This is a genomic window from Sphingobacterium faecale (assembly GCF_016746095.1).
In the GTDB taxonomy this organism is placed as follows: domain Bacteria; phylum Bacteroidota; class Bacteroidia; order Sphingobacteriales; family Sphingobacteriaceae; genus Sphingobacterium; species Sphingobacterium faecale.
The window spans coordinates 37127-57667 of record NZ_JAERTY010000016.1; the positions used below are offsets into that span (position 1 = coordinate 37127).

The following is a 20541-nucleotide window of genomic DNA, read 5'->3' on the forward strand; positions in this document are numbered from 1 at the left end:
TTTGTCTTTGGATTCAATTTTGTGCATGTGGACAGAGATAAAAAAAAATTATGTTAAAATTCTTAAGTAAACTATTTGGTAGCAAGTCAGAACGTGATATCAAGGCTATCCAACCTTATGTAAATAAGGTTAAAGATGAATATAGCAAGTTAACCAATTTATCAAATGACGAGCTTCGTGCCAAAACAATCGAATTTAAAGCACGTATTCAGGACTATTTAAAGGAGATCGATGCCGAGATTGCCGATTTAAAAAGCAAGTCTGAAAATACCGAAACAGACATGGCGGCCAAAACGGAAGTTTACGAGAAAATCGATAAATTGAATAAAGACCGAGACAAGAAGCTTGAAGAAATATTGTTGGAAATATTACCTGAAGCTTTTGCGGTTGTAAAAGATACGGCTCGACGCCTTACGGAGAATTCGGTACTGGAAGTTACGGCATCAGATTTTGATCGGGAATTGGCCGCTCGTAAAACAAATGTCACTATTCAAGGAGATAAAGCTTTATGGAGTAATTCTTGGACAGCAGCCGGGAATGAGGTGAAGTGGAATATGGTGCACTATGATGTACAATTGATCGGTGGTATAGTTCTGCATCAAGGTAAAATCGCAGAAATGTCCACGGGTGAAGGTAAAACGTTGGTAGGAACATTGCCGACTTACCTAAATGCACTGTCCGGTCAAGGTGTACATATTGTAACTGTCAACGATTATCTTGCTAAGCGTGACTCGGAGTGGAACGGTCCTCTTTTCGAGTTTCACGGATTGAGCGTAGATTGTATTGACAAGCACCAGCCAAACTCTCCACAACGTCGCGATGCCTATAAATGTGACATCGTATACGGTACTAACAATGAGTTTGGTTTTGATTATTTGCGTGACAATATGACGCAAACACCAGACGCTATGGTGCAACGTAAATTGCATTTTGCAATGATTGATGAGGTCGACTCGGTATTAATCGATGATGCCCGGACCCCATTGATTATCTCTGGACCGATCCCTATGGGAGACCAGCATGAGTTCTATCAGTTGAAGCCTCGGATAGAGCGTTTGGTAAATGCACAGAAAGCCTATATCAATACGGTATTTAATGAAGCTAAAAAAGCTATTACAGCAGGTGATGTAGATCCTGAAGCTGGAGGGTTGGCTTTGTTTCGCTCATTCAGGGGATTACCTAAGAATAAAGCATTAATCAAGTTCTTAAGTGAAGGAAATCACCGTCAGATTTTGCAGAAAGTAGAAAATTACTACATGCAGGAGCAAAATCGCCACATGCCTAAAGCTGATAAAGAGCTTTTCTTTGTTATCGATGAGAAAAATAATCAGGTAGAACTTACTGAAAAAGGTATTGAGCTAATTACGGCTTCTGGAGAAGATCCAAGTTTCTTTATCCTGCCAGATGTGGGATCTGAAATTGCTGATATCGAAAAATCAACAGCTACATTAGAAGAAAAAGCTGCCCGTAAAGAGGAATTATTGCGTGACTATTCTATAAAAGCAGAACGTATTCACTCTATAAATCAGTTATTAAAAGCATATACTTTGTTCGAACGCGATGATCAATATATCGTGGATGAGGGTAAGGTTAAGATTGTAGATGAGCAGACAGGACGTATCATGGATGGCCGTCGCTATTCTGATGGTCTGCACCAAGCAATCGAAGCTAAAGAAAATGTAAAAGTAGAAGATGCGACACAAACTTATGCGACAGTAACGCTGCAAAACTACTTCCGTATGTACCATAAGTTGTCTGGTATGACGGGTACAGCTTCTACAGAAGCAGGTGAGCTTTGGGAAATCTATAAGTTAGATGTTGTCGAGATTCCAACAAATAGAGGGATACAACGTGACGATAGGCAAGATTTTATCTACCGTACAGCACGTGAAAAATATAATGCTGTAGCACAAGAGATTCAAAATTTAACAGAACAAGGACGCCCAGTATTGGTCGGTACTACCTCGGTAGAGATTTCGGAATTATTGAGCCGTATGTTGAAGTTGAGAGGAATTAAGCATAACGTCTTGAATGCGAAGTTGCACCAGAGGGAAGCAGAAATTGTTGCCGAAGCTGGACATCCAGGGCAGGTAACAATAGCGACCAATATGGCGGGCCGTGGTACGGATATTAAGCTTACGGAAGAGGTTATTAATGCTGGTGGTTTGGCTATTGTGGGTACAGAACGACATGAATCCCGTCGTGTAGATAGACAGTTGAGAGGTCGTGCGGGACGTCAAGGAGATCCAGGATCATCCCAATTTTTTGTTTCATTAGAAGACCCATTAATGCGTTTGTTCGCTTCGGAGCGTATTTCAAACATTATGGTGAAGATGGGCGTTGAAGATGGTGAGGTGATGCAGCACAGCATGTTGACCAAATCTATTGAACGGGCACAACGTAAAGTGGAAGAAAATAACTTTGGTATTCGTAAGCGTTTGTTGGAATATGATGATGTCATGAACTCACAGCGTACGGTAATCTATACTAAGCGTAAAAATGCATTATTTGGTGAGCGTTTGGATGTAGATTTGAATAATGCGATTTATGATGTTGTCGAAGATGTGGTAACCGAATCGAAAGAAGGTGGTTCTTACGAGGAATTCCAAATAGAGGTGATACGTTTATTTGCAATAGATCCTAGCATTAGTAGTGAAGAGTTCACGGCAAGTAATATTCAGGTATTGACGGATAAGGTTTTTGATCAAGTCATTACACATTATGAAAATAAGGCGAAGCATCTAGCAGAACAAACATTACCTGTATTGACCAATGTAATGGCTGAGCGAGGCGATATGATTGAAAATATCGTTGTTCCTTTTACTGATGGCATTCGTGGCATACAAGTTGCGACAAATCTTAAGAAAGCGATCGAGACGGAAGGTGCTGAAGTGTTCCGTTCTTTTGAAAAAGGAATAGTTTTGGCCTTGATTGATGAGGCTTGGAAGGAACACCTTAGGGAGATGGACGACTTAAAACAGTCTGTGCAAAATGCGGTTTATGAACAAAAAGATCCAATTATCATTTATAAAATGGAAGCTTTTAACTTGTTCAAGAGTATGTTGGCAAGTATGAACAAAGAGATTGTGAGTTTCCTATTCAAAGGTGAAATCCCTGGACAGCAACCACAACAGGTACAAGAAGCAAAACCAATTGTACAGCCAAAGGTCGTAGCGACGAAGGAGGAACTAAGTTCGCCGACAGGGGTATCTGAAGAAGATGTGGATACTAGAACTGTTCAGGTAACGCAGCCAATAAAAAGAGAGCAAACTGTTGGCAGAAATGACGAATGTCCTTGTGGATCAGGATTGAAATACAAGAACTGTCACGGTAAAAACGCTTAAAAAATAATATAATGTTGAGAAAAGGATTGATTTTAGGTTTTGTTCTAGGAGTAATGGTCTTGTCGGCCAAAGCACAGCAAACAGGTGTAGTTGAAGTATCTCGAGATACCTTGATTGCAATTTTGCAAAACTTCAGAGCAGAGCATGAAATCAATCCCACAGCAACACGGACGGTTAGTCTTGGCCCTAAGGTGGTAGATAAGAGTAAAGCAAGCCGGGTGAAGAGAAAGGGTTTCCGAGTGCAGATATACTCTGGTTCCAACCGGAACGATGCCTATGCTGCCCAAAGCCGTTTTAGAAGCCAATACACAGATATGGATAGTTATATAAACTACGAAGAACCAAATTATAGGGTTAAAGTGGGGGATTTTACTAGCCGAACTGAAGCAAATAATTTTATGCGTGTATTGCGTTCACAATACAGTTCAGTCTTCGTATTCCAAGAAGACATTTGGGTTTGGGAATAGTAATATGTACACAATGGCCAATCTTAAGAGAGACATACAGGCATTGGCAAAAGCCTTTTTTTCAGAAACAGTCGATATCCGTCGGCATTTACACCGTAATCCTGAACTTTCATTTGAAGAATTTGAGACATCCGCTTTTGTAAAGCAACAATTGGATGTGCTAGGAATCCGTTACGAGTCCATGGCAAATACGGGGGTCGTCGCCCTTGTTAAGGGAGATTTGGAGTCGAATAAGATTATTGCATTACGTGCAGATATGGATGCGCTTCCTATTACTGAAGTAGAGGGACGTGAATATGGCTCTGAACGAATAGGCATAATGCATGCTTGTGGACATGATGTGCACACTTCTTCCCTACTTGGAGTAGCAAAAATATTGCAACATTTAAGACCCGTTTTTGGAGGTACTGTAAAACTTATTTTTCAACCTGGAGAAGAAAAGTTACCAGGAGGTGCATCCCTAATGATTAAAGAAGGAGTTCTAGAAGATCCCAAGCCTGAGGCTATTTTAGGACAACATGTCATGCCTTTTATTGAGGCTGGAAAGGTTGGGTTTCGAGCTGGGCAATATATGGCCTCGACAGATGAACTCTATATGACGATCAAAGGCAAAGGAGGACATGGGGCACACCCGCATCAAAATATAGACCCTATTGCTATCACTGCACAAATCATAACGGCTTTGCAACAAGTCGTAAGTCGATACGCTGACCCTCGTATTCCTACTGTGGTATCTTGGGGAAAGATTATAGGTAGTGGAGCTACGAACATTATCCCAGATGAGGTGATCGTAGAAGGAACGTTTAGAACTTACGATGAGAAGTGGCGAGGTGAGGCGCATAAAAGAATGGTCCAGATTGCCGAAGGAATTGCCGAGGCAATGGGCGCTCATTGTGAGTTTGAGGTTCGTAAAGGATATCCTTTTTTGACAAACGACCCCACTTTGACAAATCAATCGCGATCTTTTGCAGAGGAATACCTTGGAAAGGAAAATGTTGTGGAGTTAGACCTTTGGCCCGCTGGAGAAGATTTCGCTTATTATTCGCAAGAAATACCAGCATGTTTTTACAGACTAGGTACAGGGAATGCTAGTAAAGGAATTACTTCCGCAGTTCATACATCTACCTTCGATATTGATGAGGATGCTTTAGAGCTAAGTATAGGCTTAATGGCTTATATAACTATTCAACAGCTCAAAGCATAAAAACGATAATCCGAGATAAATGTCGTCACATCATATTGTCAGAGAGAATCAAGAACCTGCACTATTAGTACAAGACTTTCGGGCATTAGAAAAGGAGCTGTTAGATCAGTTGTTAGAATGGTCCCCTACCATAATTACGGATACCTATAGCCTGGATTTTTTTCTTTCGGAGGAAATAAAAGTAGATATCGTTTTTGCGGGTATGCCTATTCCTTATCTACAAGAAGAAACTATGCTGTTTTCGCTTGAGGGATCATTTTTCGATACAGCAATACCTTATTTAATCTCCAAATCCTATCCCGCAGTGAATATCTTGTGCTCAGAGATGGATGATACGATAATAAAATATGCTGAGGATATTAATATGGTTGTTTTTTGCGAAAACAGAAGATATGTTTTTGTGAAAAGATATTATGAAAAGTGGAAACCGAAAGGTGAGAAAATATTTGTTGATCCAAGGGTTTTAAAATCTCAGGAAGGATTGCGTCCTACTGGAGGGCAATCCTTTGAGACGGAAACTGACGGTTTCTTTAGTTTGATATTTAATACTGAAACATTCGTTTGTATAGGTGAAGAGGTTTAGTCCTTTAACTTTTCTACGCGGCGAGGAGTTTGGCTTCCGTTAATAATTCCAGAAGCACCAATAGCAATAGCTTCTATACTCGATTTGATATTATCAATATTTAGCGTGCTGACTTCATCTCTTACGGTATGATAGAATTTGTCTTTGTCAATCTGTGATGTAGAGAAAGTGTGTGCTGGGACACCGAGTGCTGCCAATACCGCATTGTCACTTCTGTAAAAGAGATTTTGCTGTAGGTAGGGATCTGGATAGAACCGAAAGTTTGAACCGCTTAGATTATGCTGCATTAGCTGGCCTAAGTCGGACCGGTCATACCCTGTTATATACAATGAATTAGGACCAAACTTGGCATCTTTACCGATCATTTCTATGTTTATCATGGCGATAACACTGTCTGCATTAATATTGTTCGAAAAGTATTTTGATCCGAACATTCCTATTTCTTCTGCTGTAAATGCAACAAAGATTAATGTGCGATCATTATTATTTTGTTCTTTGTAATATTTAGCAAGACTGATAATGGCGGTAGTGCCCGAAGCATCATCATCTGCGCCGTTGGCAATAGAATCTTGTCCTTCAGCATCGATAATACCAATATGGTCGTAGTGCGCTGAAAAAATAACATACTCACCCGGTTTAGACTTGCCAGTGAGGATTGCAGCAACGTTTGACATAGACACCGTTTTTATATTATTTTCGCTGATAATCTCATACTTGTCAGATGCTTTTTTGCTAACTATAAATACTTTCGTGGGAGTGTGGCTTGTTTTGGTGACGAGATCTTCTCGCGAATATATTTTATTGTAGCGAGCTATAAAGGCAGAGAAGCTAGGGTCGACAAGTATAATTGCATCTTCATCAGACTGTACATGATTTCTAAAACTCTGGGCAAAATCTTCTCCTTTCTTTATACTGTATATGGGTATTTGAGAGGATTTTGACCAATGGATTTTGGGAGCATGTCCCAAAATCAGAAAATTATTTGGTTCTTGAACTTTTCCATTCCAGGTTACAGAGCTATTACGTTTTGATATCTGTTGCATCTCAAACCGTTGTCTATAATCGTTCTCCGTGTAGGGTGTGAGACCAACGGCTTTAAATTCTTTTGCTATAAAATCAGCCGCTCGCTCCGCGTCTTCTGTTAAAGCGTGTCGACCTCTCATATCATCGGATGCCAGTACGTTTAAAATTCTTTCTATGTCGCTGCGATCTACAATATTGTGCGAAGAGTTTTGGCAAAAAGCAGCGCTCGTAAATACGAATAGTAAAGAGATGAAGAAGAGCTTTTTCATTATTTTGATTTTGTTCAATATAGCGTACAATTTAATAAATAGGATTGACATAAATTTTTTTTATGATGGATTCGTGAATGCCATGCATTTTATCTAAGTTTGATTGTAATAAAAGTAAAATAGGAAGTGTCTGTTTTGCAGTACTTTTAATAGCGATCGAGAAAGTAAAGTGTTACTTTTAATCAATCAACAAGGTAATAAAAAGTTAAAATTTACACATATGAAAGAGGTTACAGTTCAGGAGTTAAAATCAATGATAGATCAAAACGAAGAGTTTCAATTGATTGATGTTCGTGAGACATTTGAATATGAAGTGTCTAATTTGAATGGTATTAATATTCCTTTAGGTGGTATTTTGATAGAATCCGATAAAATATCCAAAGATATACCGGTAATCATGCAGTGTCGTTCTGGAAAGCGTAGTGCACAAGCAGTGATGTTATTGGAACAACAGGGATTCACGAATTTGGCAAACCTTAAAGGAGGTATATTAGCGTGGAAAGAGGAAATTAATCCGGAAATGGATGTGTATTAGATTTTGTTTTAATTCTAGTTTCTTTAAAGAAGGTAATGAATGGGTGTTTTAGGACACCTTTTTTTGTGCGAAATGCATTTTGTTTCTAGAAATGTATTTTTTATATAAAATAAAGCTATTGAAATACAATGCGTTCGCTCTAATTTCTTTAATTTTATAGTATCTGAATGTGTAACTAATTACGGATACTATGTCAACAAGTAATACTTATAGCTTTTTTAGTGGAGTAGAACGAAGCTTTGATAAAGCAGCAAAATTCACACGGTTCTCAAAAGGGATTCTAGAGCAGATTAAAGTTTGCAATTCTATTTTGCAGGTTAAATTCCCGGTCCGTATAGGAGACCAAGTCGAGGTTATCGAAGCGTATCGGGTACAGCACTCGCATCACAAATTACCTTGTAAAGGAGGCATCCGTTTTAGTATGGAGGTTAATCAGGATGAGGTAATGGCTTTGGCGGCACTGATGACTTATAAATGTGCGATTGTCAATGTTCCGTTTGGAGGTGGTAAAGGTGGTATAAAAATAGACTCTTCTAAATATACTGTCGGAGACCTCGAGCGGATTACTAGGCGGTATACATCGGAATTATGTAAAAAGAACTTTATTGGACCAGGGATCGATGTTCCCGCTCCAGATTATGGAACTGGAGGAAGGGAGATGAGTTGGATTGTAGATACGTATTCTTCCCTGAACCCGAATGATGTTAACGCAATGGCTTGTGTGACAGGAAAGCCTATTTCTCAAGGGGGTGTTCGCGGTCGTGTAGAAGCGACGGGCTTGGGGGTGTTCTTCGGGATACGGGAAGCCTGTTCTATAGAGGAAGATATGGATAAAATAGGATTATCTATTGGAATAAAGGGAAAGAGAATAATTGTGCAAGGGCTTGGAAATGTGGGATATCATGCCGCTAAATTTTGTCAAAATGCAGGAGCTATCATTGTCGGATTGATTGAATATAATGGAGCTATATATAATGATACGGGCATTGATGTAGATGGGGCACAAGCATATCGGTCACAGACGGGGTCACTATTAAATTTTCCTGGAGCGGTAAATATACCGGATGTAGCTGAGGGGCTGGAACAGGAATGTGATATCTTGATACCTGCAGCTCTAGAAGCGGTCATTCATGGGGGAAATGCTGATAGAATCAAAGCCAAAATAATCGGTGAAGCAGCAAATGGACCGTTGACTCCGGAAGCAGATGTTATACTCCAAAGTAAAGGGGTGTTAGTCATTCCAGACATGTATCTCAATGCAGGAGGAGTAACTGTTTCTTATTTCGAATGGTTGAAGAATTTGAGCCATGTTCGGTATGGACGTTTGGAAAAAAGATTCAGCGAAAATCGGTATGCTGAAATCATGAATTCGGTTGAAGAGCTCACCAATAAAAAAATGTCGGAAGTGGAACGTAGAATGATTCTGAGAGGACCTGATGAGATTGATTTAGTGCATTCGGGTCTGGAAGATACGATGATGGGATCTTATCAAGAAATCAGAGATGTCTGGAAGAATACGGATGGAGTCGAAGATTTGAGAACTGCCGCGTTTATATGTGCTATTAATAAAATTGGCGTGGCCTATGAAGAACTGGGAATCTTTCCGTAGGTAACAGTATTTTTTTGTAATTTCGGAGGATGAAAAATTTATATCACCAGACTAAACAGGCGTTCTATTTTAGTCTGGTTTTTTATGTATTGGCAATTGGTACAGTCCTATTAAAGATGCCGTTTGCAGTGGTACTGGTGAGTATATCGCTGCTTATATCTATGATTTGGGTACTATTGGTGCTTCGAGAGATAATGTTGTCAATGAATATTGGCACGTCCGAGCGTGTACTGTTAGCCCTATTTGTGATTTTGACGAATATTCTAGGAGGGATTGCGTATTTTGCATTTATTAGGGAAAGGGTAATTGGTAAAGAAAACAAAAAGCGATGAAGAAACATTTTATACTAAACTTATTGTTGAATTTAGGTATAATCTTTTTGATAATGAGTGGTGTAGCGGCTTATCAAAGTGGGAATATGCTGATTCTGGGAGCAGCTATAGCTATTTCCGTAGTGCTGATCTATTTGAAGATTGTTCTTTTGAAGCATGTCAAGAGTGATTTGGTCAAAAAGCAACAAGAAAAGAACAGTAAGGTTACTAAAAAGAAAAAGGGATAATGTTAGTTATCCCTTTTTTATGAGCGCATATCTTCTACTCGCCAATTACTTTACAAAAGGTGGCTTTTTGATTACAGCTTTTACTTTTTGGTTTCTTATGTTGATGTAAATCTCCGTACCTTCTTTAGTAAAAGCATTGTTGACATAACCTAATCCAACTGATTTTTTCAATGTAGGGGATTGCGTGCCTGAAGTAACTCGGCCGATAATATTTCCATCTGCGTCTACAATCTCATAATCATGGCGGGGAATTCCGCGATCAATCATCTCAAAACCAACAAGCTTTTTTTGAATTCCAGCCTCTTTTTCGGCTTTTAAGTTTTCTGAGTTTACGAAATCTTTTGTGAATTTGGTAACCCATCCCAATCCAGCTTCTAAAGGAGATGTATTGTCATCGATATCATTTCCGTACAAGCAAAAGCCCATTTCTAAACGTAAGGTATCACGAGCACCAAGTCCAATCGGTTTAATTCCATAAGGGGCTCCAGCCGTAAAAATCGCATCCCAAACAGTTTTCACATCTTCGTTAGCAACATATATTTCAAACCCTCCTGCTCCTGTGTATCCTGTTGCGGAGACGATTACATTATCCACTCCTGCAAATTTTCCTTTTTGGAATGTATAGTATTCCATGGAAGCAAGTTCTATTTCTGTAAGCGATTGTAGAGCTTCAGCCGCTTTTGGTCCTTGGATTGCAAGTAGTGCAGTTTCATCAGATATGTCTTTCATATCTACTCCAAATGTATTAAACTGGCTTATCCAGTTCCAGTCTTTCTCAATGTTTGAAGCATTGACAACTAGAAGATAAGTCTCGTCATCCAATTTATACGTTAGAAAATCGTCAACGATTCCTCCATTTTTGTTTGGAAGGTAAGCATACTGTACCTTGCCGTCATATAGTTTTGTGGCGTCATTGGAAGATACTTTTTGAATCAAATCGAGAGCCTTTTCTCCTTTTAAGATAAACTCTCCCATGTGGCTTACGTCAAAGACGCCCACTCCATTACGTACTGTTTCGTGCTCATCGTTTATACCAGTGTATTGTACAGGCATGTTGAAGCCTGCAAAAGGAACCATCTTTGCACCTAGTGATATATGCAAATCTGTCAAAGCTGTGTTTTTCATTCTTTAGCTATATAAAAATGTTTTATTACAAAAATACTTATAAAGTTGACATTGTGACCTTATATTTTGCAATATTGATAAAATTTGACTAGTTCTCCTCTTCTTTAAAGCTGATTTGAAGGATATCCAATGCTTTTATAAAAGAAGATTGAAGATCGGCCCTTATTTCTATTTTTTGTCCAGTACGAGGGTGCTGAAACGAAAGATTGCTTGCATGTAGCAGCATGGTATCCATGTCAAAGCGTTCTTTCCAGAGTTTATTTTGTTTATTGCAACCATGGGGGCGATCGCCTATAATAGGGTGAAATATATGAGCGAAATGTCTGCGCAGTTGATGCATTCGGCCGGTTTGGGGGGTGGCCTCTACTAGAGAGTATCTCGAGGTATCGAACTTGCCAAGAGGAATAGCAATCTCCGCTTGCGCTAAACGACGAAAATGTGTTATAGCATTTTGTGAAGTGCCGTTTTCCTTTAATAACGGATAATCAATACAGCCCTGCTCAGGGCAGAAACCTCTTAAGACAGCTAAATAGCTCTTATCCATTTTGTTTTCAGCAAATAGCGGTTGCGTGAGACGGTCTGTCTCTTTGTCCAATGTAAAGAGTAGCACCCCTCCCGTCTTACGGTCCAATCGGTGGGCGGGATAAACAGGTCTGCCAATTTGATCACGTAACATCTGCAATGCAAATTCGGAGGCATCATTTGCTATGGAAGACCGATGGACAAGTAAACCGTGTGGTTTGTTGATCGCGATTAAGAACTCATCTTGATATAAGATTTCTAGCATTACAGATCTTTTAATATTGTAATGATTTCATCTGCTTTTTCATCAATTTTTGGACTAATCCAAACGGATTTAAATGCCCCCACTCCTATCGGAGTTTCTGTGTCCTGCCATTTTAACTTTACAATGGAGAAGAGGTAGTAGTTTTTGATGATAATACTTCGATCAATAAAATCCTGAACGATTTTATCGCCAAATAGTGTCATACCTAAAAGCACAGCATCTTTGTCCTTATAATGTAGTTGTTTTTCAAGTAGATCTTTTGCCTTGATCGTGAGTGCTTTTTCAAACTGCTCACGGGGTGGATTGGTCAGAATACTTGCGAAAATTAAAGCAAGCATTAGTAATGCGAATATTCTAGTTTTGGACATGGAGCAAAATTAAAATTAATTTAAACAAAGTCACAGGTATTGTACTTAATAACTTGAGAAGTATCAAGAATACTCTTAGAATATGGTACCTAGGAGGCGAATAAACCACCCGGATAGTAACCACATGAAATAGAATAACGCGATACATACAACAAGTAATATAATCAATATGCTGATCAATAGCTTCTTTGCGCTACCCTGGTGTTTTTCCTCAAAGTAGTGCTCGCGTAGAAGGATTATATTCTTCTGGTTTGCTTTATGAAAAAAGTCAAATACTTGCCCAAAGAAGGGAATTGAACCAAAGAAAGCGTCGTAAATTACGTTGAGTAGCATCTTTACAGCCACTTTGGAACCAGCACCATTGCGAAGCATGATGAGAACTAATAAAATAGAGGTGGCAAAGGAGATGATTTGGCCGGCATAAGGTATTAAATTTAATAAGGGATCCAGGCCAAACCTGAACCCCCCGATATTAAATTTATTGTCTAAGAGATAGGAAACGCGCTCGACCCAAATGAAGTCTTTTTTACGCTTTTCAATAAGCCTTGTGTTAGAAGATGTTTCCACGTTATTTGATCTCAAAAACGCCATCAATGTAACAGGTTAATTTGATAGGGCGAATATCGATGTTCAGGTCATTTGATTCTGTGCCTCCAGACGTGTCCATACGGGACGCTTTAGCGTACATCATTTGAGGCACAGGTGCGAAGTCATTAAAGTTGATGCTGCTATTGTCATTAATAATCAATACACGGCCTACAGACTGACCATCGGCAGCCGCTAGAATTTCTGCATTTTGTCGAGCATCTTTTACCGCAATTGTTTTTAATTCCTTTTCAATCTCTCTCTTTTGAGAATGATCATAACCATTTATAGATGTGCTTTGTAAACCTTGTGGGTCAATCTTGTCCAACATGGTGCTGAGGCCATTTAAGTTGGTTACTTTAATGCGGTATTGACGGGATTGCAGTAACTCGTTGTTCTTTTTTTTGTTTTCGTAGTTATAACTGTAAATGTTTTGAATTGTAATGTCTTCCTTCTTTACTCCGGCCGCGATAGCTCCATCAAATAGTTGTTTTTCTATAAGTTCGATAGTTACTTTTTTCTTGGTATTGCCATCCATATAGAACTCTTTCAGGCTGACAGAGAGATAAATGATATCTGGGGTAACCTCTTTTTCTGCATATCCTTTGGTTGCTACTTTGCGACTGCTTTCGATGTTTGTTGTTTGAGCGTTTACCATGGCTATAGAACCGATTATAAGGAATAAGGTTATTATTTTTTTCATAATACTATTTTCTTAAAAATGTTTTATATGTCGATAGACAAAGAAAAAGCTAAAATGTTTAACATAGTTTTAAAATAAATGATAACTTTTTGTTTTTTATCCATTATCTTTAGAGAAATTAACAAATTAAAATAATGCAAGAAGGTAAAGTAAAATTCTTTAATGAGACCAAGGGTTTCGGTTTCATAATCCCTGCGTCAGGCGAGAGCGAAATTTTTGTTCACGTTTCAGGATTAGTCGACAAAGTTCGTGAAGGTGATGATGTCACTTACGAAGTTGAGCAGGGCCGTAAAGGTCTTAACGCGGTAAATGTAAAAGTTATCTAGTAGATTCTATATATATTTATTGTGAAAAAGCCCGGAAACTGAAAAATTTTCGGCTTTTCTTGTTGTACAGACGGATCTAATTATTGATTGTCGTTTCTAAAAGGATTGTTCTGGCCAGAGAAAGGGTTATTGATATCTCGTTGACCTGCGAATGGATCCTCGTTCTCTCCTCCTTTTGGATCTTCTCCATATTGGTTTTGACCACGGTCTCCTTCTTGAATAACCAAGTATAAGACATAGAGCGCTCCGATACAGGTCAATACCCACAGGTAGTTCCATCCTGATTTTCCTGTATCATGTAGACGTCTTACGGTTACTGCAAGGCCCGGTATAAATACCGCTAGAGAATAGATTCCACTAAGGATACCTGTTCCTCCACCATAAGCGGCCAATTCGTTTCCGCCCATTTTCAATCCTAGAACACTGTCTATAATGTTTAATACGATACTGACTCCAAGGTTTACTAAAAAGAACATCCAATACTCTTTTCGTCTAGCCCGACCGTTAAAATTTGCGTAATTATCTCTTACGACCTTTAAATACCATTCCATAGTTGTAGTTATTAATAAAATTTTGTTTTAAGTGAATTTATGTAAAAAAACTATTACAAGTCAAAAATAAACTAATTTTTTTTTCTTCGAAATTTAATGAAATATTTCTTCAAGGACTTCTAGAGAATTAACTATTCCGAAATTCTCCGTATGCAATCTGTAAAAATTGACAATCTGCTGTAGGATGTATATTCTGTCACGGTGTGTTATACTTATATGCGGACTATCTTCGTAACTACAGGTAAGAATGGAGTGGAATAGCCCCGTGTGCGGTTCTTGTAAAACGTAGCCGTGAGCTGGAAGATTGTTTATAAAACATCCTTCCATGAGGTCAAAATAAGGCTTCGATTGGCCGGTTGAACTTGGGAGATAGCCTAAGAAACGACTTAGTTTCATCAAAAAGCATAGATGAAAGTTATGTATAGAAAGTTCTGTCTGATCCAGCCAAAGGATCGATTGAAAAACGAAATGGAAAAGATGTGGGTCTGCATGTTGATGTTTAAGTACTTTGTATAATATCTCATTTAGAAATAGGGCGACAGCACTTTTCCTAATATCCAAGGGTACTTGCTTCAGTGCTGGAGCGGGATATGCTTCTTTTATCCGTTGTAGTATAGCCCCATCTTTTACATAAACGACCATATCTAGTATATGAAGGGGTTGTAACATGTTAATAGGTATTTTGGCCCTAGGTTTTCGAGCGCCGTTTATCAGATAAGATTGCAAACCAAGGTTTTCTGTGAAAATATGTGCAACAATACTACTTTCTGAGTAATATGTTATTTTAAGTGCTATTCCCTTTGTCTTTTGTAACATGCGCTATAAACAGACAAACTTAGGTATTTCTGAGAGTATTTTATAATTGAAATAGTCGACGGGAATAGTATGTATTGGCGCTAGAAGCCCTTCCCTATTGACGAAAATAATGTTAATTGTTGAAAACTATTTTGTTGGGTAAAAGAAAAAATCATGTTCTAAAACATATATCTTTGCAGCATTCCTGTGTTAAACAGAGTTTTTTCAAAAATAATTCTGCTTTTGATTGTTGTAAATCCAAAAATAAATATAGATATTTGCAAACTCTTTGCAGAGAGTGCGAAGACGATTTATGTAAATAGACAACATTAAAAATAAATATCATGTCAAGAATTTGTGATTTAACAGGCAAAACGGCATTAAAAGGAAATAACGTATCTCACTCGAACGTTAAAACCAAACGTAAGTTTTATCCTAATCTACAAACTAAACGTTTCTACATTCCTGAAGAAGATCGTTGGATTACTTTGAAAGTATCTACGTCTGCTATTAAAACAATTAACAAAAACGGAATTTCTTCTGTTATTAGCAAGTTTATCAAAAAAGGATACGTTTAATAGATAACTGCCTGTTAATTAAAGATATTCAAGAAATCGATCCGTCAGCTGACGGATTAAAATAAAGTAAAACAATGGCTAAAAAAGGAAATAGAGTACAGGTAATTTTAGAATGTACTGAGCATAAAGAAAGCGGTCTTCCAGGTATGTCACGTTACATCACAACGAAGAACAAAAAGAACACGACTGAGCGTTTGGAGTTGAAAAAATTCAATCCAGTGTTGAGAAAAGTAACTGTTCATAAAGAAATTAAATAAATCATATTTGGTCAAGGTTGTAACTTGTCCATTTTAAAAATAGAATTATGGCAAAGAAATCGGTAGCATCGTTACAAAAAGGTGGTGGTAAAGAGTTTACAAAAGTAATCATCACAACGAAGTCTCCTAAAACAGGAGCTTATACTTTCAAAGAGAGCATGGTGCACAATGACAATGTAAAAGAAGTCGTTGCTGCAGCAAATAAATAAGCAGAAGATATTCCTTTTTTAAAGTTTTTCTTTAAAAAGTTGAAGAGCCGTTTTGGTGCATAAGCCGAAAGGGCTTTTTTAGTATATTTGCTTCCTAAACATGAGAAGAACGTAAAAACGGAAGGCCATTGGTCTATAGAAAAGTTTTTTGATCTTCTTACTTTTTTTAAATTTGAAATATGGGTTTATTCGATTTTTTTAAGAAGAAGCAAGAAACTCCTGAAGCACAAGAGGCTCTGGATAAAGGATTAGAAAAGACCAAAGAGGGTTTCTTTTCAAAGATCACAAAGGCAGTAGTCGGTAAGACAACTATAGATGACGAAGTACTGGATAATCTCGAGGAGGTGCTAGTAACCTCGGACGTAGGGGTTACGACAACGCTAAAAATCGTCGATCGTATTCAACAACGTGTTGCAAAGGACAAGTATGTAGGTACGGATGACCTGAATCGGTTACTAAAAGAGGAAATCCAGTCGTTATTAGCTGAGAATAATAGTAATGATTTTGAAAACTTTGAATACGGTAATCACAAACCTTATGTTATTATGGTTGTTGGTGTTAATGGTGTAGGAAAAACGACTACTATCGGAAAGCTTGCACACCAACTGAAAGCATCTGGTAACAAAGTTGTTTTAGGAGCCGCGGATACTTTCAGAGCAGCAGCAGTGGATCAAATAAAATTATGGGGCGAACGTGTTGGCGTCCGTGTGGTGGCTCAAGCTATGGGATCGGATCCGGCATCGGTGGCTTTTGATACGATAAAGTCTGCTGTATCTAATGGGGACGATGTTGCTATTATCGATACTGCTGGAAGATTGCATAATAAAGTGGGTCTAATGAATGAGCTTGGTAAGATTAAGAATGTGATGCAAAAAGTCATTCCTGGAGCGCCTCATGAGATTTTGTTGGTTCTGGATGCCTCTACGGGTCAAAACGCGATAGAGCAATGTACGCAGTTTACCCAAGCTACAGATGTAAATGCGTTAGCCCTCACTAAGTTAGATGGAACCGCTAAAGGAGGGGTTGTAATCGGAATATCTGATCAATTTAAAATTCCGGTAAAGTATATTGGTGTGGGAGAAAAAATTGGTGATTTGCAGCTCTTCAATAAAAAGGATTTTGTAGATTCTTTATTTAAATAGCACATCCGTCCAAGATATATGGACAATTGACTAATCCCAGTTTCAGGATTAGTTTACCTTTTTCAACGAGGGCAAGAGATCTATTTGAATATTCTTGTATCTCTGTTCAATACGACATAATGAAAACAAAGCAAACAAAAGCTACTATTCTGAAAGCAAAGCCAAGGGTTAACGTGGTGACCTTAGGCTGTTCGAAAAATATCCACGATAGTGAGGTCTTGATGGGACAGTTGAAGGGAAATCAGATCGACGTCGTGCATGAATCAAATAATATACAAGCCAATGATATTGTGGTCATTAATACCTGTGGTTTTATTGATAATGCGAAACAAGAGTCTATAGATACGATCCTACAATTTTCCGAGTTGAAGGATCAAGGTAAAGTAAATAAGGTAATCGTAACGGGATGTTTGTCTGAGCGGTATAAGCCCGAGTTGCAGACGGAGATCCCTAATATAGATGCATATTTTGGGACGAATGATTTACCCGATTTGCTTTCATCGATTGGGGCAGATTATAGGCATGAGCTTCTAGGTGAGCGATTGTTGACAACACCTTCTCACTTTTCTTATTTTAAGATCGCAGAAGGATGTAATCGTCCCTGTTCGTTTTGTGCCATACCGCTGATGAGAGGTAAGCATGTGTCAAAATCTATCGACGATTTAGTAAAAGAAGCTAAATTTCTCGCATCTAACGGTACGAAGGAGCTTATTCTTATTGCCCAGGATCTTACGTATTACGGGGTGGATATATATGGCAAAAGAAACCTTTCTGATTTGTTAAGACATTTGTCGGATGTTGAGGGAATTGATTGGATTCGTCTGCAATATGCTTATCCTTCGGGATTTCCTATGGACATATTGGATGCCATGAATGAGCGAAGCAATATCTGCAACTATTTGGATATGCCTCTACAACATATTACAGATAATATGTTGACTTCTATGCGTAGGGGTACGACGAAGCAAAAGCAAATTGACCTCGTGAATAGAATAAGGGATAAAGTACCAGATATCGCATTACGCACTACCTTGATCTGTGGATATCCTGGTGAGACAGAGCAGGACTTTGAGGAGATGTTAGCTTGGGTAGAAACTACACGTTTTGATCGATTGGGCTGTTTTACGTATTCGCATGAAGAGAAGACTCATGCTCATAATCTTGAGGATAATATTCCTGAAGAGGTTAAGCAAGAGCGAGTAGATGCAATCATGGAGGTTCAACAGGGAATTTCTTACGATATCAATCAATCTAAGGTGGGAAATAGTTATAAAGTATTGGTCGATCGTATAGATGGGGACTATTATATAGGACGTACAGAGTATGATTCTCCAGAGGTTGACAATGAGGTTGTTATCGCCGCAAAAGACAACTATCTCCGAATAGGGGATTTTGTTAACGTTGCTATAGAGCGTGCTGAGGATTTTGATCTGTATGGATCGGTTGTAAAGTAATTTTATATAAAAAAGGGGCTTTAGCCCTTTTTTTATAAGTATTTCTTAAAGATGGAATACAGAACCTTGAGATCGTATTCTGTCAGTTGGGCAGAATTGGTGTCTTTTTGAATGTAATGTTGTTTGAATGCTTTTATTGCAGCATCTAGATTCTTCACATCATAACCAATTATTCTAAGAGCCAACCTGGGCTCAAAACCCGAGGGAACATTTTCTAGGTATTCATCGTACCAATATCCGAAGCCTTTATCAGCGAGAATTTTCCACGGGAAACGTGAAGGGTCGTTTTTGCGTGTTGGAGCGTAGTCCATATGTCCGATAAAATTTGCCTGTGGTATATTGTAACTTTCTTTGAGAGAGCTTAGTAGGTGAAGAAGGGCTTGTATTTGCTTATCTGTCCAAGGATCGGTAGTTCCATTATTATCAAGTTCTATGCCGATAGAGGAAGAGTTTAAGTCTGTATCGTTGCCCCAGCGTCCTGCGCCTGCATGATGGCCACGATATAGATCATTGACCATTTGCACGATTTTGCCATCTCGACCAATTACATAATGAGAGCTGACTCCTGCTTTAGCGTTATGAAATGTTTTTACTGTTTGTGCTAAGGAATCTTGTGCCGTATGATGAATCATTACATAATTCGGTTTTCGAATCCCGAAATTGATAGAAGCAATCCATTCTTTATCCGTGCTCGCTATTTTTTCCAATTGCCCTTTTACAGGAGCTTCTTTATACTGTATTGCAAACTCCTTTGCTTTTTTCTTATATACTTTTTCCGTTGCGGAATATTTATTTGAGCCACATGAGCTCATTAATACTATTCCAGTCATAATTGAGATAAAGAAGTGTTGTTTCATTGTGTTTAGCTGTTTTGTGCACAATATAGGAATACTACTTTAGAATATCTTGTAACAGACTCGATTCAAAAAACAAAAAATGGTGAAAAAGGGAAAATTGACGTATCTTTGTATCGTGTTGAGTACTACAAAATTGATAGATATACGGAGCCTTTCATTGGAACAATTGAAAGCCAGGTTAGTGGATATGGGCGAGCAGGGATTCCGAGCCAAACAGATTTATGAGTGGATTTGGCAAAAATCCGTTACAGATTTTGAGGAAATGAGTAATCTCAGTAAAGGCCTCAGAGAAAAATTGAAAGAGTGTTTTTCCATTAATTATGTTAAGGTCAAGGAATCACAAATCAGTAGTGACAAAACAATAAAAAGCAGTTTTTCCTTATATGATGGAAATATCATAGAGGGGGTGCTGATTCCAACGCCAGACCGGATGACTGCTTGTGTCAGTTCGCAGGTGGGGTGTAGCTTGACCTGTAAGTTCTGTGCCACGGGCTATATGGATCGTAAGCGTAACCTAAATGCGGACGAGATCTATGATCAGGTGGTACTTATTAGCAAACAGGCAGAAGAAAATTATGGACAGCCCCTCAGTAATATTGTCTATATGGGAATGGGGGAGCCGTTACTTAATTATGCTAACATGATGAAATCTGTGGAACGTATAACTGCAGCAGATGGGTTAAATATGGCCGCAAAACGTATTACAGTATCTACGGCGGGTATTGCTAAGATGATAAAGAAGCTCGGGGATGACGAGGTGCGTTTTAACCTTGCACTGTCGTTGCATGCTGCTAACGATAAAAAGCGAAATGAGATCATGCCCATTAATGAGCAGAATTCGTTGACCGCTTTGGCTGAAGCGCTGAGGTACTACTATGCTAAGACGAAAAACCCTGTTACATTTGAATATATCGTATTCCATAATTTTAATGATGAGCTACAGGACGCTAAAGAGCTAGCAAAGTTTTGTAAACATGTGCCCTGTAAAGTCAATATCATAGAGTATAACCCAATATCCCTAGCTGATTTTGTAAACGCTGAAGCAGATAAAATTGAGGATTTTGCAAGCTATTTAAGGAGTCAAGGTGTCGTGACTAATGTAAGGAGGAGCCGAGGAAAGGATATTGATGCCGCATGTGGGCAGTTGGCTATAAAAGAGAAAACTAACTAGTTAGATTTAACCGACATATTTTATTAAGTTTGCTTTATAC

General features: G+C 38.5%; 24 protein-coding genes. 15 read left to right on the forward strand and 9 right to left on the reverse strand.

The window, feature by feature from the left end:
- Window positions 1-50 precede the first annotated feature (50 nt).
- The 4 genes from secA to JKG61_RS21740 are packed head-to-tail and all read left to right on the forward strand — an operon-like array spanning window position 51 to window position 5598.
- Entirely contained in the window at window positions 51-3344 is a 3294-nt protein-coding gene (gene secA, locus JKG61_RS21725; RefSeq protein WP_202105111.1) for a preprotein translocase subunit SecA, read from the forward strand.
- An 11-nt stretch (window positions 3345-3355) separates the two neighbouring features.
- On the forward strand, window positions 3356-3811 hold the full coding sequence (locus JKG61_RS21730) for an SPOR domain-containing protein (protein ID WP_133586767.1): 456 nt from the start codon (window positions 3356-3358) through the stop codon (window positions 3809-3811).
- 13 nt (window positions 3812-3824) lie between these two features.
- A complete protein-coding gene (locus JKG61_RS21735) occupies window positions 3825-5015 on the forward strand; it encodes a M20 metallopeptidase family protein (RefSeq protein ID WP_394371103.1) in 1191 nt (396 codons plus the stop codon).
- A gap of 19 nt (window positions 5016-5034) precedes the next feature.
- Entirely contained in the window at window positions 5035-5598 is a 564-nt protein-coding gene (locus JKG61_RS21740) for a thiamine diphosphokinase (protein ID WP_202105113.1), read from the forward strand.
- Here JKG61_RS21740 and JKG61_RS21745 read toward each other — a convergent pair.
- Entirely contained in the window at window positions 5595-6890 is a 1296-nt protein-coding gene (locus JKG61_RS21745; protein ID WP_202105114.1) for a M20/M25/M40 family metallo-hydrolase, read from the reverse strand. The genes JKG61_RS21740 and JKG61_RS21745 overlap by 4 nt on opposite strands.
- A gap of 220 nt (window positions 6891-7110) precedes the next feature.
- Here JKG61_RS21745 and JKG61_RS21750 point away from each other — a divergent pair, with 220 nt between their 5' ends.
- The 4 genes from JKG61_RS21750 to JKG61_RS21765 all read left to right on the forward strand — a co-directional run bounded on the left by JKG61_RS21750 (window position 7111) and on the right by JKG61_RS21765 (window position 9593).
- Window positions 7111-7425: a rhodanese-like domain-containing protein gene (locus tag JKG61_RS21750; protein ID WP_202105115.1), complete on the forward strand. Its 315-nt coding sequence runs from the start codon at window positions 7111-7113 to the stop codon at window positions 7423-7425.
- Window positions 7426-7615: 190 nt separating this feature from the next.
- Window positions 7616-9034 (forward strand): Glu/Leu/Phe/Val family dehydrogenase, encoded by a 1419-nt coding sequence (locus JKG61_RS21755; protein ID WP_202105116.1) that lies wholly within the window; start codon window positions 7616-7618, stop codon window positions 9032-9034.
- Window positions 9035-9063: 29 nt separating this feature from the next.
- On the forward strand, window positions 9064-9366 hold the full coding sequence (locus tag JKG61_RS21760) for a hypothetical protein (protein ID WP_202105117.1): 303 nt from the start codon (window positions 9064-9066) through the stop codon (window positions 9364-9366).
- A complete protein-coding gene (locus tag JKG61_RS21765) occupies window positions 9363-9593 on the forward strand; it encodes a DUF6358 family protein (protein WP_202105118.1) in 231 nt (76 codons plus the stop codon). The genes JKG61_RS21760 and JKG61_RS21765 overlap by 4 nt, the downstream gene beginning before the upstream one ends.
- 45 nt (window positions 9594-9638) lie before the next feature.
- Here the strand turns inward: JKG61_RS21765 and gcvT are convergent, their stop codons facing one another.
- From gcvT to JKG61_RS21790, 5 genes are all read right to left on the reverse strand, one after another.
- Window positions 9639-10718, reverse strand: coding sequence for a glycine cleavage system aminomethyltransferase GcvT (gcvT, locus tag JKG61_RS21770; RefSeq protein ID WP_202105119.1), 1080 nt, complete (start codon window positions 10716-10718; stop codon window positions 9639-9641).
- Window positions 10719-10806: 88 nt separating this feature from the next.
- Window positions 10807-11505, reverse strand: a complete 699-nt coding sequence (locus tag JKG61_RS21775; protein ID WP_202105120.1) for a pseudouridine synthase — start codon at window positions 11503-11505, stop codon at window positions 10807-10809.
- Window positions 11505-11873 carry a hypothetical protein gene (locus JKG61_RS21780; protein ID WP_202105121.1) on the reverse strand — a complete coding sequence of 123 codons (369 nt, stop codon included), beginning with the start codon at window positions 11871-11873 and terminating at the stop codon, window positions 11505-11507. Before JKG61_RS21780 ends, JKG61_RS21775 begins: the two co-directional genes overlap by 1 nt.
- Before the next feature lie 75 nt (window positions 11874-11948).
- Window positions 11949-12464, reverse strand: a complete 516-nt coding sequence (locus JKG61_RS21785) for a DUF4112 domain-containing protein (RefSeq protein WP_202105122.1) — start codon at window positions 12462-12464, stop codon at window positions 11949-11951.
- Window positions 12442-13161: an SIMPL domain-containing protein gene (locus JKG61_RS21790; protein WP_202105123.1), complete on the reverse strand. Its 720-nt coding sequence runs from the start codon at window positions 13159-13161 to the stop codon at window positions 12442-12444. Before JKG61_RS21790 ends, JKG61_RS21785 begins: the two co-directional genes overlap by 23 nt.
- A gap of 134 nt (window positions 13162-13295) precedes the next feature.
- Between JKG61_RS21790 and JKG61_RS21795 the strand changes: the two genes are divergently transcribed.
- On the forward strand, window positions 13296-13487 hold the full coding sequence (locus JKG61_RS21795) for a cold-shock protein (RefSeq protein ID WP_133586755.1): 192 nt from the start codon (window positions 13296-13298) through the stop codon (window positions 13485-13487).
- A gap of 80 nt (window positions 13488-13567) precedes the next feature.
- Here JKG61_RS21795 and JKG61_RS21800 read toward each other — a convergent pair whose 3' ends face one another.
- Window positions 13568-14038, reverse strand: a complete 471-nt coding sequence (locus JKG61_RS21800; RefSeq protein WP_202105124.1) for a DUF805 domain-containing protein — start codon at window positions 14036-14038, stop codon at window positions 13568-13570.
- Between the two features lie 93 nt (window positions 14039-14131).
- Window positions 14132-14854, reverse strand: a complete 723-nt coding sequence (gene recO, locus JKG61_RS21805) for a DNA repair protein RecO (protein WP_202105125.1) — start codon at window positions 14852-14854, stop codon at window positions 14132-14134.
- A 323-nt stretch (window positions 14855-15177) separates the two neighbouring features.
- Here recO and rpmB point away from each other — a divergent pair, with 323 nt between their 5' ends.
- The 5 genes from rpmB to rimO all read left to right on the forward strand — a co-directional run bounded on the left by rpmB (window position 15178) and on the right by rimO (window position 18473).
- The gene (rpmB, locus tag JKG61_RS21810) at window positions 15178-15411 is read left to right on the forward strand and encodes a 50S ribosomal protein L28 (protein WP_202105126.1); all 234 of its coding nucleotides are present in this window, start codon (window positions 15178-15180) and stop codon (window positions 15409-15411) included.
- Between the two features lie 74 nt (window positions 15412-15485).
- Complete coding sequence (gene rpmG / locus JKG61_RS21815) at window positions 15486-15668, forward strand: 50S ribosomal protein L33 (RefSeq protein ID WP_002998409.1); 183 nt, start codon at window positions 15486-15488, stop codon at window positions 15666-15668.
- 47 nt (window positions 15669-15715) lie between these two features.
- The gene (locus JKG61_RS21820) at window positions 15716-15877 is read left to right on the forward strand and encodes a DUF4295 domain-containing protein (protein ID WP_021069553.1); all 162 of its coding nucleotides are present in this window, start codon (window positions 15716-15718) and stop codon (window positions 15875-15877) included.
- Window positions 15878-16056: 179 nt separating this feature from the next.
- Window positions 16057-17019, forward strand: a complete 963-nt coding sequence (gene ftsY / locus JKG61_RS21825) for a signal recognition particle-docking protein FtsY (RefSeq protein ID WP_202105127.1) — start codon at window positions 16057-16059, stop codon at window positions 17017-17019.
- Between the two features lie 119 nt (window positions 17020-17138).
- Window positions 17139-18473 carry a 30S ribosomal protein S12 methylthiotransferase RimO gene (gene rimO / locus JKG61_RS21830; RefSeq protein ID WP_202105128.1) on the forward strand — a complete coding sequence of 445 codons (1335 nt, stop codon included), beginning with the start codon at window positions 17139-17141 and terminating at the stop codon, window positions 18471-18473.
- 32 nt (window positions 18474-18505) lie between these two features.
- Here rimO and JKG61_RS21835 read toward each other — a convergent pair whose 3' ends face one another.
- Entirely contained in the window at window positions 18506-19303 is a 798-nt protein-coding gene (locus tag JKG61_RS21835; RefSeq protein WP_237249577.1) for an N-acetylmuramoyl-L-alanine amidase, read from the reverse strand.
- Window positions 19304-19409: 106 nt separating this feature from the next.
- Between JKG61_RS21835 and rlmN the strand changes: the two genes are divergently transcribed.
- Window positions 19410-20501 carry a 23S rRNA (adenine(2503)-C(2))-methyltransferase RlmN gene (rlmN, locus tag JKG61_RS21840; RefSeq protein WP_202105130.1) on the forward strand — a complete coding sequence of 364 codons (1092 nt, stop codon included), beginning with the start codon at window positions 19410-19412 and terminating at the stop codon, window positions 20499-20501.
- Window positions 20502-20541: the final 40 nt, after the last annotated feature.

Coding starts and splice junctions, on each gene's coding strand:
- secA (WP_202105111.1), top strand. CDS start 51: ATGTTAAAATTCTTAAGTAAACTATTTGGTAGCAAGTCAGAACGTGAT.
- JKG61_RS21730 (WP_133586767.1), top strand. CDS start 3,356: ATGTTGAGAAAAGGATTGATTTTAGGTTTTGTTCTAGGAGTAATGGTC.
- JKG61_RS21735 (WP_394371103.1), top strand. CDS start 3,825: ATGGCCAATCTTAAGAGAGACATACAGGCATTGGCAAAAGCCTTTTTT.
- JKG61_RS21740 (WP_202105113.1), top strand. CDS start 5,035: ATGTCGTCACATCATATTGTCAGAGAGAATCAAGAACCTGCACTATTA.
- JKG61_RS21745 (WP_202105114.1), bottom strand. CDS start 6,890: ATGAAAAAGCTCTTCTTCATCTCTTTACTATTCGTATTTACGAGCGCT.
- JKG61_RS21750 (WP_202105115.1), top strand. CDS start 7,111: ATGAAAGAGGTTACAGTTCAGGAGTTAAAATCAATGATAGATCAAAAC.
- JKG61_RS21755 (WP_202105116.1), top strand. CDS start 7,616: ATGTCAACAAGTAATACTTATAGCTTTTTTAGTGGAGTAGAACGAAGC.
- JKG61_RS21760 (WP_202105117.1), top strand. CDS start 9,064: ATGAAAAATTTATATCACCAGACTAAACAGGCGTTCTATTTTAGTCTG.
- JKG61_RS21765 (WP_202105118.1), top strand. CDS start 9,363: ATGAAGAAACATTTTATACTAAACTTATTGTTGAATTTAGGTATAATC.
- gcvT (WP_202105119.1), bottom strand. CDS start 10,718: ATGAAAAACACAGCTTTGACAGATTTGCATATATCACTAGGTGCAAAG.
- JKG61_RS21775 (WP_202105120.1), bottom strand. CDS start 11,505: ATGCTAGAAATCTTATATCAAGATGAGTTCTTAATCGCGATCAACAAA.
- JKG61_RS21780 (WP_202105121.1), bottom strand. CDS start 11,873: ATGTCCAAAACTAGAATATTCGCATTACTAATGCTTGCTTTAATTTTC.
- JKG61_RS21785 (WP_202105122.1), bottom strand. CDS start 12,464: ATGGCGTTTTTGAGATCAAATAACGTGGAAACATCTTCTAACACAAGG.
- JKG61_RS21790 (WP_202105123.1), bottom strand. CDS start 13,161: ATGAAAAAAATAATAACCTTATTCCTTATAATCGGTTCTATAGCCATG.
- JKG61_RS21795 (WP_133586755.1), top strand. CDS start 13,296: ATGCAAGAAGGTAAAGTAAAATTCTTTAATGAGACCAAGGGTTTCGGT.
- JKG61_RS21800 (WP_202105124.1), bottom strand. CDS start 14,038: ATGGAATGGTATTTAAAGGTCGTAAGAGATAATTACGCAAATTTTAAC.
- recO (WP_202105125.1), bottom strand. CDS start 14,854: ATGTTACAAAAGACAAAGGGAATAGCACTTAAAATAACATATTACTCA.
- rpmB (WP_202105126.1), top strand. CDS start 15,178: ATGTCAAGAATTTGTGATTTAACAGGCAAAACGGCATTAAAAGGAAAT.
- rpmG (WP_002998409.1), top strand. CDS start 15,486: ATGGCTAAAAAAGGAAATAGAGTACAGGTAATTTTAGAATGTACTGAG.
- JKG61_RS21820 (WP_021069553.1), top strand. CDS start 15,716: ATGGCAAAGAAATCGGTAGCATCGTTACAAAAAGGTGGTGGTAAAGAG.
- ftsY (WP_202105127.1), top strand. CDS start 16,057: ATGGGTTTATTCGATTTTTTTAAGAAGAAGCAAGAAACTCCTGAAGCA.
- rimO (WP_202105128.1), top strand. CDS start 17,139: ATGAAAACAAAGCAAACAAAAGCTACTATTCTGAAAGCAAAGCCAAGG.
- JKG61_RS21835 (WP_237249577.1), bottom strand. CDS start 19,303: ATGACTGGAATAGTATTAATGAGCTCATGTGGCTCAAATAAATATTCC.
- rlmN (WP_202105130.1), top strand. CDS start 19,410: ATGGTGAAAAAGGGAAAATTGACGTATCTTTGTATCGTGTTGAGTACT.